The organism is Pseudomonas antarctica (assembly GCF_001647715.1).
GTDB classification, from domain to species: Bacteria; Pseudomonadota; Gammaproteobacteria; order Pseudomonadales; family Pseudomonadaceae; genus Aquipseudomonas; species Aquipseudomonas antarctica_A.
Genome location: NZ_CP015600.1, coordinates 164,301 through 178,425 on the forward strand (window position 1 = coordinate 164,301; position 14,125 = coordinate 178,425).

The 14,125-nt window shown below is 61.5% G+C and carries 11 protein-coding genes; all 11 read left to right on the forward strand.

Annotation, left to right across the window (positions count from 1 at the left end; genetic code table 11):
* Positions 1-45: 45 nt before the first annotated feature.
* The 11 genes from A7J50_RS00670 (at position 46) to A7J50_RS00720 (ending at position 13,805) form a co-directional block, all read left to right on the forward strand.
* Positions 46-1,404, forward strand: a complete 1,359-nt coding sequence (locus A7J50_RS00670) for a TolC family outer membrane protein (protein WP_064450091.1) — start codon at positions 46-48, stop codon at positions 1,402-1,404.
* Between the two features lie 41 nt (positions 1,405-1,445).
* Positions 1,446-3,602 (forward strand): type I secretion system permease/ATPase, encoded by a 2,157-nt coding sequence (locus tag A7J50_RS00675; RefSeq protein WP_064454832.1) that lies wholly within the window; start codon positions 1,446-1,448, stop codon positions 3,600-3,602.
* Entirely contained in the window at positions 3,592-4,956 is a 1,365-nt protein-coding gene (locus A7J50_RS00680; RefSeq protein WP_064450092.1) for an HlyD family type I secretion periplasmic adaptor subunit, read from the forward strand. Before A7J50_RS00675 ends, A7J50_RS00680 begins: the two co-directional genes overlap by 11 nt.
* Before the next feature lie 214 nt (positions 4,957-5,170).
* Entirely contained in the window at positions 5,171-6,064 is an 894-nt protein-coding gene (locus A7J50_RS00685; protein ID WP_064450093.1) for a TauD/TfdA dioxygenase family protein, read from the forward strand.
* 26 nt (positions 6,065-6,090) lie between these two features.
* Positions 6,091-6,945, forward strand: a complete 855-nt coding sequence (locus A7J50_RS00690; RefSeq protein ID WP_064450094.1) for an ABC transporter ATP-binding protein — start codon at positions 6,091-6,093, stop codon at positions 6,943-6,945.
* 11 nt (positions 6,946-6,956) lie between these two features.
* Positions 6,957-7,805, forward strand: coding sequence for an ABC transporter permease (locus A7J50_RS00695; RefSeq protein ID WP_064450095.1), 849 nt, complete (start codon positions 6,957-6,959; stop codon positions 7,803-7,805).
* A 131-nt stretch (positions 7,806-7,936) separates the two neighbouring features.
* On the forward strand, positions 7,937-8,563 hold the full coding sequence (locus A7J50_RS00700; protein WP_064450096.1) for a TonB family protein: 627 nt from the start codon (positions 7,937-7,939) through the stop codon (positions 8,561-8,563).
* 52 nt (positions 8,564-8,615) lie between these two features.
* Positions 8,616-9,536: a LysR family transcriptional regulator gene (locus tag A7J50_RS00705; protein ID WP_064450097.1), complete on the forward strand. Its 921-nt coding sequence runs from the start codon at positions 8,616-8,618 to the stop codon at positions 9,534-9,536.
* A gap of 211 nt (positions 9,537-9,747) precedes the next feature.
* The gene (locus A7J50_RS00710) at positions 9,748-11,283 is read left to right on the forward strand and encodes an MFS transporter (RefSeq protein ID WP_064450098.1); all 1,536 of its coding nucleotides are present in this window, start codon (positions 9,748-9,750) and stop codon (positions 11,281-11,283) included.
* Between the two features lie 15 nt (positions 11,284-11,298).
* A complete protein-coding gene (locus A7J50_RS00715; RefSeq protein ID WP_064450099.1) occupies positions 11,299-12,357 on the forward strand; it encodes an HlyD family secretion protein in 1,059 nt (352 codons plus the stop codon).
* Positions 12,354-13,805 (forward strand): efflux transporter outer membrane subunit, encoded by a 1,452-nt coding sequence (locus A7J50_RS00720; protein ID WP_064450100.1) that lies wholly within the window; start codon positions 12,354-12,356, stop codon positions 13,803-13,805. Before A7J50_RS00715 ends, A7J50_RS00720 begins: the two co-directional genes overlap by 4 nt.
* Positions 13,806-14,125: the final 320 nt, after the last annotated feature.

The window sequence follows — 14,125 nt, forward strand, 5'->3', positions numbered from 1 at the left end:
GCCAATCGCTGTGATTTGAGACAAGAAGTCCTGGGGAATTTTTTAATGCGTCTGCACCTGTTTAAGGCAATACCGTTCGTCCTCGCCGCCAGTTTTGTACAAGCCCAAACATTGCCCCAGGCCATGCAGCAGGCGCTGGATGTGCACCCGGAAATTCAAGCCGGTGTAAATAGTCGTATCGCCGCCGATTACCAATTGCGCGCCGCCCAAGGTGGTTACCTGCCGCGCGTTGACCTGAACGCCGGTTACGGCCGTGAAGGCACCGATAACTCCACCACCCGTGCCGCCAACGGCCCAAACGGCAACCACTGGGACACGCTCAATCGCGGCGAATCCAGCCTGCGCCTGCAACAAATGATTTTTGACGGTTTCGCCACCTCCAGCGAAGTCGGGCGTCAACAAGCCAACGTTAATTCTCGTGCTTACTCTTTGCTGGGTACCTCCGAGCGCACCGGGTTGACCGTTGCCCAGGTGTACCTGGATGTGCTGACCCGTCGCGAGTTCGTGCGCCTGGCTGAAGAAAATCTGCGCAACCACGAACGCATCTACGACCAGATCAAATTGCGCACCCAGCGCGGCGTTGGCAACGGCGCCGACCAGGACCAGGCCGAAGCGCGCCTGGCCCAGGCCCGCAACAACCTGATCACCGAGCAGACCAACCTGGCCGACTCGCAGGTCAACTACCTCAGTGCCGTCGGCCAGATGCCCGACCAGCTCGAACGCCCGGCCCCGTTCATGGCCATGCTGCCGGCAGACCTGAATGAAGCGCGCCGCCAGATGCTCGACAACAGCCCGATCCTGCGTTCGGCCGAGTCGGACATTTCCGCCGCCGAGAGCCAGTACGAAGCCGCTAAATCCACGTTCTACCCGCGTTTTGATGCCGAGCTCGGCACCAACGCCGACAACAACGTGTCCGGCGACGCCAGCCACAACAACGGCTGGGAAGCCATGGTGCGCATGCGCTTCAACCTGTTCGCCGGTGGCAGCAACAAGGCTGACCTGCAATCCAAGTCGTACCAGGCCAGCCAGGCACTGGATATCCGCAACAACGCCTTGCGCCAACTCAATGAAGAACTGGGCCTGGCCTGGAACGCCTTGAACAATGCGAATGCGCAGTTGCCGGTAGCCCAGCAATACGTGGATCACAGCACCCGGGTGCGCACGTCCTACCAGCAGCAGTTTAGTCTCGGCCAACGTACCCTGCTGGATTTGCTCGACAGCGAGAACGAATTGTTCACCGCTTCCCGTCGCTTGGAAGAGATCAAGAACATTCAGTTATTTACTCAATATCGAATCAAGGCGACCATGGGCGAATTGCTCAAAAGCCAGGGAGTGGTCGCACCGATGGCCTCCGTCGTGCAAAACGACGTGAAGCCTAAAGTCCAACTGCCTGGGATGAATTGAGTCACCCCAATAGCCCCATCTGTTAGTCGAGAGTGCAGCGCGTGGAATCCGAAGTCAGTCGAGTTCATCTCAGTCATGATCCACGCACGCTGCACGACGACCCGTTACTGGACGGGTTGTTGGCGCTCTGTGCCCTGCATCAAAAACCCGCCAGCGCAGCCATGCTCACCACCGGCCTGCCGCTGCCTTCGCAGCGGTTGAGTGCCGAGCTGCTGCCTCGCGCCGCCGCGCGTGCCGGGCTGCAGGGGCGGTTGCTGCAACGCAAGCTCGAACAGATTCCGACAATTGCACTGCCAGCGCTGCTGCTGCTCAAAGACGGTCGCAGTACGGTGCTGGTCGGCTGGCAAGGCGAAGACGAGGCGCGGATCCTGCTCAGCGAAAGCGACGGCGGTGAAGTGCTGATCAAGCGTGAGCAGTTGGCGGACGACTACATCGGCAAGGTCTTCTTCGCCCAGCCTCAGCACAAATTCGACGTCAACCACGGCTCCCTGATTCCCCGGGCGCGTTCGTGGTTCCGTGACACCCTCATGCGCTCGCGCTGGCTCTACACCGACGCCATCGCTGCGAGCTTCCTGATCAACATCATCGCCATGGCCGCGCCGCTGTTTGTGATGAATGTGTATGACCGCGTTGTGCCGAACCAGGCCACTGCCACCCTGTGGGTGCTGGCCGTGGGCATCTGCGGCGCTTACCTGTTCGACCTGATCCTCAAAAGCCTGCGCAGCCTGTGCCTGGACCTGGCCGGTAAAAAGACCGACCTGATCATCTCGGCCACGCTGTTCGAGCGCATCGTCGGCATGTCCATGAAGTACCGCCCGGCGCGGGTCGGCAGCTTTGCGCAGAACATCCATGAGTTTCAGAGCCTGCGCGATTTCCTCGCGTCGCTGACCCTCACCAGCCTGATCGACCTGCCGTTCACGCTGCTGATTTTCCTGGTGATCGCTATCCTCGGCGGCCACCTGGTGTGGATTCCGGTGCTGGCGTTCCCGCTTGCCCTGGGCATTGGCTACGCCCTGCAAAAACCGTTGGTGGCGACCATGGAACGAACCATGGCCCTGGCCGCCGAGCGCCAGTCGAGCCTGATCGAAACCCTCGCCGGGCTGGACGCGGTCAAGGTCAACAACGCCGAAAGCGAGCGCCAGTACGGCTGGGAGCAAACCATTGGCACCCTGAGCCGGCTTGAGCTGCGCGTGAAGTTGCTGTCGGGCCTGTCGATGAACATGACCCTGCTGATCCAGCAACTGGCTGGCGTGATCATGATTGTGTTCGGCGTGTACCAGATCATCGACGGCAACCTCAGCATGGGCGGCCTGATTGCCTGCTACATGCTCAGCGGCCGCGCCTTGAGCCCTCTGGCCTCGCTCTCCGGCCTGCTGACCCGTTACCAGCAAGCCAAGGTCACCATGACCTCGGTGGACCAGATGATGGAGCTGCCCCAAGAGCGCAATTTCGAAGAGCGCCCGATGAGCCGTCGCACCCTGCAAGGTGCCATCGAGTGTCGGGGCTTGAACTTTACCTACCCGAACCAACAGAACGCTGCGCTGAAAAACATCAACCTGGTGATCAAGCCGGGCGAGAAAATCGGCATCATCGGCCGCAGTGGTTCAGGTAAAAGCTCCCTCGCCAAACTGATCGTCGGTCTTTATCAGCCGGACTCCGGCGCGTTGCTGGTGGACGGCGTCGACGTGCGCCAGATCGATGTGAGCGAACTGCGCCACAACATCGGCTACGTCGCCCAAGATATCCAATTGCTGGCCGGCACCCTGCGTGACAACCTGGTGTCCGGTGCGCGTTATGTAGAAGATGAAATGGTCCTGCAAGCCGCGGAGCTGGCCGGCGTGCACGAATTCGCGCGTCTGCACCCCCAGGGCTATGAGCTGCAAGTCGGCGAGCGTGGGCAGAACCTGTCCGGCGGCCAGCGTCAGAACGTCGCCCTGGCTCGCGCATTGTTGCTCAACCCGCCCATCCTGCTGCTGGACGAACCCACCAGCGCCATGGATAACACCGGTGAAGAACGCTTGAAGCAACGCCTGCAAGCCGTGGTGCAAAACAAGACCGTGGTGCTGGTCACCCACCGTGCCTCACTGCTCTCTCTGGTGGACCGCCTGTTGGTCGTCGACCGTGGGCAGATCCTCGCGGATGGCCCGAAAGCCGTGGTTATGGAAGCGTTGAAAAAGGGGCAGATCAGTGTTGCTTAACTCCATCAAAAGCGCGGTCGGCCGCTATTTCAAAGGCTCCGACTCCCTGCGCAACCAGCCCCTGCCCGAGGTCAACAAGGCCCTGATCGAAGATGCACCGCGGGTTATCCGCCTGACCATCTGGGCGATCATCGCGTTCTTTGTATTTCTGGTGGTATGGGCGGGGTTCTCCAGCATCGACGAAGTCACCCGTGGCGACGGCAAGGCGATTCCGTCGTCCAAGCTGCAGAAAATCCAGAACCTGGAAGGCGGCATCGTCTCCGAGTTGTATGTGAAAGAAGGCCAGATCGTAGAGGCTGGCGCACCGTTGATTCGCCTCGATGACACGCGGTTTGTCTCCAATGCCGGTGAAACCGAAGCCTTGCGCCTGGCCATGCAACTGCGTGTCGAGCGTCTGAGCGCGCAGGTGGATGATCGCCCGCTGAACATCCCTGACGAGGTACTCAAGGCCGCCCCAAGCCAGGCCGCCAACGAGCGCTCCTTGTATGAAAGCCGCCGCCAGCAGTTGAAGGACGAAGTGGGTGGCTTGCAGGAGCAATTGGTGCAGCGCCAGCAGGAACTGCGCGAATTTACCTCCAAACAAGGCCAGTACCGCAGCCAGTTGTCCCTGCAACGCCAGGAAATCAACATGTCCGAGCCCCTGGTGGCGCAGGGTGCGGTGTCGCCGGTTGAAGTCTTGCGCCTCAAGCGCGCCGAAATGGAAACCCGTGGTCAGCTCGACGCCACCACCCTGGCGATTCCCCGCGCCGAATCGGCGATCAAGGAAGTGCAGCGCAAGATCGACGAAACCCGTGGCAAGTTCCGCAGTGAAGCGCTGACCCAGCTCAACGAAGCCCGCACCGAACTGAACAAGGCCGAATCCACTGGCCGCGCCCTCGAAGACCGTGTCAGCCGTACGCTGGTCACCTCGCCAGTGCGCGGTATCGTCAAGCAGTTACTGGTCAACACCGTGGGCGGCGTGATCCAGCCGGGCAGCGACATGGTCGAAATCGTGCCGCTCAACGACACCCTGCTGGTGGAAGCCAAGATCCGCCCGCAAGACATTGCTTTCCTGCACCCGGGGCAAGAAGCGATCGTTAAATTCACCGCCTATGACTACACCATCTACGGCGGCCTGAAGGCCAAGCTGGAACGCATTGGTGCCGATACCATCACCGATGAAGACAAAAAAACCACTTACTACATGATCACCTTGCGCACCGACCGCAGCCACTTGGGCACCGATGAGAAGCCATTGCTGATCATCCCCGGCATGGTCGCCTCGGTGGACATCATCACCGGCAAGAAAAGCATCCTGAGCTACCTGCTCAAGCCGATCATCAAGGCGCGGGCCGAGGCGTTGCACGAGCGGTAATCTCTATCGCCTGCCAGGGCCTCATCGCAGGCAAGCCAGCTCCCACATGTTGATTTGTGAACACATTCAAATGTGGGAGCTGGCTTGCCTGCGATGGCGCCATCAGCTTCACTGCAGATCCCAACCCTAATGCATATCGATATTCGCTAACGGTATTTAAGCGTCCGTTCTTATATCTATAAAGTCACTCCCCTGTCCGACCGGGAGTGCCCTCATGTCCGCCACCTCTACTGTTCCAACAGCGACCTCTACCGCCCAATCTTTCGAGATTCGCCCGTTCCCCGGTAGTGTCGGCGCCGAGATCATCGGCCTGGATTTATCCCGCCCGGTCAACCACGAGGACTTCGCGCGCATTCATCGCGCTCACCTCGACCACCATGTGGTGGTCTTCCGCGACCAGCGAATCACCCCCGAACAACAGATCGCCTTCAGCCGTCGCTTCGGTGTGCTGCAGATCCACGTGCTCAAACAGTTCCTGCTGGCCAACCACCCGGAAATCCTGATCGTCTCCAATATCATCGAAAACGGCCAATCCATCGGCCTGGGCGACGCGGGTAAATTCTGGCATTCGGACCTGTCGTACAAAGAGCTGCCCAGCCTGGGCTCGATGCTGCACGCCCAGGAGCTGCCCTCCGAGGGCGGCGACACGTTATTCGCCGACATGCACAAAGCCTGGGACCAATTGCCCGAGCACCTGCGCAAAGCCGTGGAGGGGCGCAGCGCTGCGCACTCCTACACGGCGCGTTACAGCGAGACCAAATTCGAAGGCAACTGGCGCCCGACCCTGACGCCCGAGCAACTGGCCCAAGTGGCGGAAGTGGTGCACCCGATTGTGCGTACCCACCCGGAAAACGGGCGCAAAGCGCTGTTCGTCAGCGAAGGTTTCACCACCCGCATCGTCGGCCTGCCGGAAGACGAAAGCCGCGATCTGTTGGCCCAGCTCTACGCCCACAGCGTGCTGCCGCAAAATATCTACCGCCACCAGTGGCAGCCCCACGACCTGGTGTTCTGGGATAACCGCTCGCTGATCCACCTGGCCGCGGGTTGCCCCAGCTATCTGCGCCGCAAGCTGTTTCGCACCACCATCCAGGGCGACGCGCCTTTCTGAAGCTTATTCCCGGCAAGAGAGTTGAAATGAACGCGCCCCTGCAAGGCCACGCGGCCAGCAACCTGAATACCGCCATCGAACCCCTGTTGGCGGTGGATAACGTCAGCCTTGAATACCGCACCCCCGAACGCGTGGTGCGGGCCACGCACCAGGTCAGTTTCGAGATCGACCCGGCCGACCGTTACGTACTGCTCGGCCCCTCAGGCTGCGGCAAATCCACCTTGCTCAAGTCCATCGCCGGGTTTATCAAGCCCTGCGAAGGCGAGATTCGCCTGTTGGGGCAAAAGGTCGATGAGCCCGGCCCGGATCGCATCGTGGTGTTCCAGGAGTTCGACCAACTGCCGCCGTGGAAAACCGTCAAGCAGAACGTGATGTTCCCGCTCCTGGCGTCGAAAACCTTGAAGCGTCGCGAAGCCGAAGAGCGGGCCCTGCATTACCTCGAAAAAGTAGGCCTCAGTGCCTTCGCCGATGCTTACCCGCATACCCTTTCCGGCGGCATGAAAGCCCGCGTGGCCATCGCCCGTGCGCTGGCCATGCAACCGAAAATCCTGCTCATGGATGAACCCTTCGCCGCCCTCGATGCCCTGACACGACGCAAAATGCAGGAAGAGTTGCTGCTGCTGTGGGAAGAGGTGCGCTTCACCCTGTTGTTCGTCACCCACTCCATCGAAGAAGCGTTGGTGGTGGGCAATCGCATCCTGTTGCTGTCGCCGCATCCCGGGCGTGTGCGTGCGGAAATTCACAGCCATCAATATGACCTGCACAGCCTGGGTGGCGCGGCGTTCCAGGCGTCGGCGCGGCGGATTCATCGCCTGCTGTTTGACGAAGCGCCCGAGGCCGAACGTGAGTTGGGTTTCGCTGATATCCGCATCGCCTACTGAAGGGACACTCCATGCGCCAGGAATTTGAAGTCACCCTCGAACCGCTGCTCAGCGTCCCCGTGGAGCGCGAGCTCCCCTTGCGTCAACGCCTGTGGCAGCAAGGTTGGCTGCGTAAGGGCCTGATCCTGATCGTGTTGGCGATCCTCTGGGAGGCAGTCGCCCGCTATCAGAACAATGACTTGCTGCTGCCCAGTTTCCTGCAGACCTCGCACGCACTGTTCGACGGCCTGCTCAGTGGTGAGTTGCTCAGCAAAGTGAGTATCTCGCTGGCGGTGCTGATCAAGGGCTACCTGATCGGCATTGTGCTGGCGTTCGGCTTGACCACGCTGGCGGTGTCGACCCAATTGGGGCGCGACCTGCTCAGCACACTGACCTCGATGTTCAACCCGCTGCCGGCGATTGCCTTGCTGCCGCTGGCGCTGCTGTGGTTTGGCCTCGGGCAGAACAGCCTGATCTTCGTGCTGGTGCATTCGGTGCTGTGGGCCTTGGCGCTGAATACCTACTCCGGGTTCCTTGGCGTGTCCGAAACCCTGCGCATGGCCGGTCGCAACTATGGCCTCAAGGGCATACGTTTTGTGCTGTTCATCCTGATCCCGGCGGCGCTGCCGTCGATCCTGGCGGGCCTGAAAATCGGCTGGGCGTTTGCCTGGCGTACGCTGATCGCCGCCGAGCTGGTCTTCGGCGCCACCAGCGGCAAGGGCGGCTTGGGCTGGTACATCTTCCAGAACCGGAATGAGCTGTACACCGACAAGGTGTTTGCCGGCTTGGCCGTGGTGATTCTGATCGGCCTGCTCGTGGAAAACCTGGTGTTCGACACCTTCGAGCGGCTGACGGTGAAGCGTTGGGGCATGCAGCGCTGATCCGACTTATCCGTAAGACCGTTCCTGTTCAAATAGGAACGATTGCTCTTTGGCTGCGCTGGCTCCGATAATGCCGGCCACCTCTGACGCCGTCCTGGCGTCAGGCATGCCCGATAAAAGGATTTACGAAGATGCGGTTTATTGTCTTGGCAGCGGCCTTGTTATTGTCCACCCCGGTGCTTGCTGAGTTCGCGCCCGAAGCGATATCCATGGCCAAGCCGCACTACCCGGCAACGTTGACCGCCACCCAGGGGCATGCGCGCATCAGCCTGAATATTCACAGCGACGGTACGGTCAGCGATGTCAAAGCGCTCAGCGCCACCAAGCCGGCTTTCGGCGCCGCTGCAGTGGAAGCAGCCACACAATGGCGCTTCAAATCCTGGGCAGTGACAGCTGATCGGCCAGCGGTGATCAAGGCGCAAAACGACATGGTCTTCACGCCTGAACTGCCAACAACCGAAACGGTTCAACTGACCTTTACACAAACCACCTATCAATCCTGCAGTGCGTTGAACGAGGAAGTCCGCCATTTCCGTCGCGACCATCCCACCCGCCCGTTGATCGCCATGAAGAGCTTTGCCATTACCCGAGTGGCGGTGATGTTCCCGGCATTAAGCGGCAAAGACGACTACAACGAAGGCCTGGCCCGGGCGGATGAGCTGGAAAACGCCTTGCCGGAAATCGTGCGCAAGTGCCAGGCTTATCCCAAGAGAACCTACGCTGAATACCTGCCTCGTAAGTTGAAGCGTTACCTGTAAAGCCTGCTACGATTGCGCCCAACTCACTCCCCATTGGTCACGAGTGCTTGGCATGCAACTACCGGACATGAACCTGCTGGTCGCCCTCGACGCCTTGCTTGACGAAGGCAGTGTGGTGGGTGCCGCGCGGCGCATGAACCTGAGCCCGGCGGCCATGAGCCGCACGCTCACGCGGATTCGCGAGGCCGTGGGCGATCCGATCCTGGTGCGCGCCGGCCGCGGCCTGGTGCCGACGCCCAAGGCGCTGCAATTGCAAAGCCAGGTGCGCAACGTGGTAGAGCAGGCGGCGCTACTGTTTCGCTCGGCCGACCAGGTAGACCTGAGCACATTGCGCCGCCGCTTCAGCGTGAGGGCCAATGACTTTTTTGTCGGCGTGTATGGCGGTCGGCTGTTCGACACCATGGAGCGCATGGCGCCGCTGTGCGAGCTGTGTTTCGTGCCCGAAGGCGATACCGACGACGATGCGCTGCGTGAAGGCCGTCTGGACCTGCGCGTGAGCAACACGCTGCCGTCCAGCCCCGAAGTGAAAGTACAGAATTTGTTTTCCACCACCTTCGTCGGCCTGGCACGAGAAGATCACCCGCTGTTCGACGAAGAAATCACCGCCGCGCGTTTCGCCAGTTATTCCCACATCAGCATCTCGCGGCGTGGCATCGCCCGTGGGCCGATTGATACTGCGCTGAACGCCCAGGGCCTGGAGCGCCGCGTGGCGATGATCGCGCCCGGCTTTCACGGTGCGATGTTCATGCTGCCCGATTCCGACCTGCTGCTGCCGGTGCCCAAGGAAGCCCTCTTGAGTGCCACGCGCCTGAACCTGCCACTGCGCTCATTCCCGCTGCCGATCTCCCTGCCGACGCTGGTTCTGGCGCAATCCTGGCACCCCCGCTTCGACAAAGACCCGGCCCACAAATGGCTGCGTGAGACCATGCGCGAGAGCTGCCATGCCACGTGGCTGGAAGCCCAACCCACTTAAACTGTGGGAGCTGGCTTACCTGCGATAGCCTCACCTCGGTCTGCCTGACAGACCGAGTTGTCTGCATCGCGGGCAAGCCCGGCTCCCACAGAATTTCGTAGTTCTTAACAGTTGCGTCTGGCGCACTTATAACCTGCCGACAAGTAACTTTTTTGTCATGTATAAGCCTGATTAAACTGCTCGGGTATTTATAATCCCGAGTTACCTGTTCATGACATCCCTCGCTGCCCCCGCCCTCCAGGCTGCAGCCAAACCTACAGCCCTGAACCCGCCCGTATTCGGCCCGCGCATCATCATTGGATTGGTCGGCGTGTTGTTGGCGGTGCTGGTCTCCGGTCTCAATGAGATGGTCACCAAGGTCGCCCTCGCTGATATTCGTGGTGCGCTGTACATCGGCTTTGACGAAGGCACCTGGCTGGTCGCCGCCTACACGGCCACCTCCGTCGCGGCCATGGCCTTTGCGCCCTGGTGTTCGGTGACGTTTTCCCTGCGCCGCTTCACGCTGTGCGCCATCGGTTTGTTCACCGTGCTGGGGATCCTGTGCCCGTTTGCGCCGAATTACGAAAGCCTGTTGGTGCTGCGTACCGTGCAAGGCCTGGCCGGCGGCGCGTTGCCGCCGATGCTGATGACCGTGGCGCTGCGTTTCCTGCCGGCCAACGTCAAGCTGTATGGCCTGGCCGGCTATGCGCTCACGGCTACTTTCGGGCCCAGCCTGGGTACGCCGTTGGCGGCGTTGTGGACTGAATATATCGGCTGGCAATGGGCGTTCTGGCAGATCGTCGGTCCGTGCCTGCTGGCGATGGCCGCGGTGGCCTACGGCTTGCCGCAAGACCCGTTGCGCCTGGAACGTTTCAAGCAGTTCAACTGGCGCGGCCTGCTGCTGGGTTTCCCGGCCATCTGCATGTTGGTGATAGGGCTGTTGCAGGGCAATCGCCTGGACTGGTTCGAGTCCGGCCTGATCACGTTCCTGCTAAGCGGCGGCACGCTGTTGCTGGTGCTGTTTTTGATCAACGAGTGGTCGCAGCCGATTCCGTTCTTCAAGTTGCAGATGCTTGGCCTGCGCAACCTGGCGTTTGCCCTGATTGTGCTGGCCGGCGTGCTGATGGTGCTGACCTCGGTGATCATCATCCCATCGAGTTTCCTCGCCCAGGTCCAGGGTTACCGGCCGCTGCAAACCGCGCCGGTAATGTTGCTGATGGCGTTGCCGCAGTTGATCGCGTTGCCGTTGGTGGCGGCGCTGTGCAACCTGCGTTGGGTCGATTGCCGGTGGGTGCTGGGGATCGGTTTGAGCATGCTGGTGCTGTGCTGTGTGGGCAGCGCACACCTGACCTCGGAGTGGATTCGCGACGACTTCTACGGCCTGTACCTGCTGCAAATTTTCGGTCAGCCGATGGCGGTGTTGCCGCTGCTGATGCTCTCGACCGGCAGCATCCAACCCATGGACGGGCCGTTCGCCTCGGCGTGGTTCAACACCGTCAAAGGCCTCGCCGCCGTGGTCGCCACTGCCGTGATCGACGTGCTGACCACCCAGCGTTTGCACTTCCACTCGACGATGTTGGTGGACCGACTGGGCAACTCACCGCTTGCCGACGGCGACGCGGCGGGCCTGGCGCACCGCCTGCACCAACAGGCCGTGGTACTGACCTCCTCGGACCTCTATTACGTCATGGCCGGTGTCGCGGTGGCGTTGATCCTGCTGATTTTCTGGATGCCCACGCGGATCTTTCCGCCTCGCGCACCGACCTAGCCTCAAGGACTTCTCATGAAACGCAAAGACAAAATTGCCGTCGCCGTTATTGCCGTGTTTGCCGTCGGCGTGTTGGTTTATCTGGTCGCGTCGGGCCTGTTGGGCAGCAAGCGCCAGACCACCAACGACGCTTTCGTCGCCGCCGACTTTACCCTGGTCGCACCGCGTGTGGCCGGCTTCATCAAGGAAGTGCTGGTGGAAGACAACCAGCGCGTAAAAGCCGGCCAATTGTTGGCGCTGATCGATGACCGCGATTTTCGCGCTGCCGCCCAGGCGGCGGATGCCGATACGCTGGTCGCCCGGGCCCAGCTGAAAAACGCCACGGCGACCCTGGAGCGACAAAGTTCTGTGATTGCCCAGGCCCAGGCTACCGTGTCGGCTGACCGCGCCGAAGTGGCCTTCGCCGAGCATGAACTGAACCGCTACAACCACCTCGCCGGCGTGGGGGCGGGCACGGTGCAGAACGCGCAGCAGGCCAAGACCCGCATCGACCAGGCCACCGCGCGCCTGGCCAGTGCCACGGCGGTGTTAGCGGCCGAACGCAAGCAAGTGGAAATCCTCACCGCCCAGCGTGATGCGGCCGAAGGCGGACTCAAACGTGCCCAGGCCGCGCTGGAAATGGCCAGCTATCAGCTGTCCTACACGCGCATCGTTGCGCCGGTGGATGGCATGGTCGGTGAGCGTGCGGTGCGGGTCGGCGCCTATGTGACGCCAGGCAGCAAGATCCTCGCGGTAGTGCCATTGGCTGAGGCCTATGTGGTGGCTAATTTCCAGGAGACTCAACTGTCGCATATGCACGCTGGCCAAGCTGTGCAGGTGCGCGTCGACAGCCTCGACGGCGAGTTGCTCAACGGCCACCTGGAAAGCCTGGCGCCCGCCACCGGCGTGACGTTTGCTTCGGTCAAGCCGGACAATGCCACCGGCAACTTCACCAAGGTGGTGCAGCGCATTCCGGTGAAGATCATCCTCGAGCCGAACCAACCGCTGACCGAGCGCCTGCGCGTCGGCATGTCGGTGGAGGCCAGTGTCGACACCCAGTCGGTCGCGCAACCGCGTGAGGTGGCCCAGCAATGAAGCCATTTGCCTGGCTCACCTTGAGCCTGATCAGCCTGAGCGCTTGCACTGTCGGCCCGGATTTCCAGCGGCCCCAAGGTCCGCAAGTCACGCAATGGAGCGAGCCCCAGGGGCGTCAGGCTGCCAGTCGCGCCGTCACCGAACCCTTGCAGGAGCGCTGGTGGGACGTGTTCCACGATGAGCAACTCTCGGCCCTCACACGCAGGGCGCTCACCGATAACCTCGACCTCAAACTGGCCAGCAGCCGCCTGCAACAAAGCCGCGCCGTGCGCCAGGTGACCACCGCGGAGCGTTACCCCGAGGTCAGCGCCAAGGGTGATTACCTGCGCCAACGCAACAGTGGCAAAGGCTTGAACGACCCGTCTGGTGAGAGTGGCCGGTCGGCTTACAACCAGTGGGACATGGGCTTCTCTGCGGCCTGGGAGCTGGACTTCTGGGGCCGGGTCAAACGTGAAACCGAAGCCGCCGACGCCACCCTGCAAGTCGCGGAAAATGATCGCCGCGCCGTGCTTTTATCGGTACTCGCCGAGACCGCCCAGGACTACATCCAACTGCGCGGTGTGCAGAACACCCGTGCCGTCACCGAGCAAAACCTCGACGTGGCCCGGCACAGCCTCAAGCTCTCGCAACTGCGCTTGGCCGACGGTGTGGCGACAGACCTTGACGTGGCCGAAGCCGCCGCCCAGGTCGCTGCCATTGAAGCGCGCCTGCCGGATTTGCAGCAGCGCCAGGACCAGCTGATCAACGCGCTGAGCCTGTTGATGGGCGAGCCGCCGCAAGCGCTGCACGCACAATTGTCCAAAGACGCCGCCGTACCGCAAACCCAGCGCCAGATCGCGATCGGCCTGCCTTCGGAGTTGGCCGAACGCCGCCCCGATATCCGTCAGGCCGAGGCGCGCTTGCACGCCGCCACCGCCAACATTGGCGTGGCCAAAGGCGATTTCTACCCGCGTATCACCCTGTCCGGCAGCCTCGGTTCCCAAGCGCTGCAGTTATCGGATTTCGGTTCGTGGGGCTCCCGAGCGTTCGCCTTCGGTCCGCAGTTCAGCCTGCCGCTGTTCAACGGCGGGCGCCTGCAAGGCATGTTGAACCTGCGTGAAGCCCAGCAACAGGAAGCGGCCCTGGCGTATCAGCAAACCGTGTTGCGCGCCTGGCATGAAATTGACGACCAATTGACTCGCTACAACGCCACGCAACTGCGCCGCGACAGCCTCGCCGAAGCGGTGCGCCAGAACCAGATAGCACTGAGCACCGCGCAACAGCAGTACGTCGAAGGTGTAGTGGATTTCGTCAACGTGCTCACGGTGCAAAGCGCGCTGCTGGCGACGCAGGAACAGTGGGTTGAAAGCTCCACTGGCGTGTCGTTGGCGATGGTGGGGTTGTACAAGGCGTTGGGTGGCGGTTGGGAATCCGTCTACCCCGAAACAGCCTCCCTTCCTGCAGGTTGAATACAACCCCCTGAGGGAGCGGGCTTGCCTGCGCTGACCATAGGTATCTACGCAACTCTTTGTGTCGCCTTAAGCCTGTGAGGGATTAGGTAGATTGAGTACATATCCGTTGCTGCGGTAACGGCTGCTTGGGGTTCCGCCCTTACGGCGGGTCACTTTTGGCAAACGCCCCAAAAGTAACCAAAAGGTCTTTGCCCCACCACTCGGTGCCTCGCCCAGGCTCGGCATGCCCGCACTCCGGCTTGAATCCGTGGGCCGCCGCAATGGGCCATCCTTGGCCCAGTGCGGCTAACCCGGCGTCCTGCCGGGTTACCCACGGA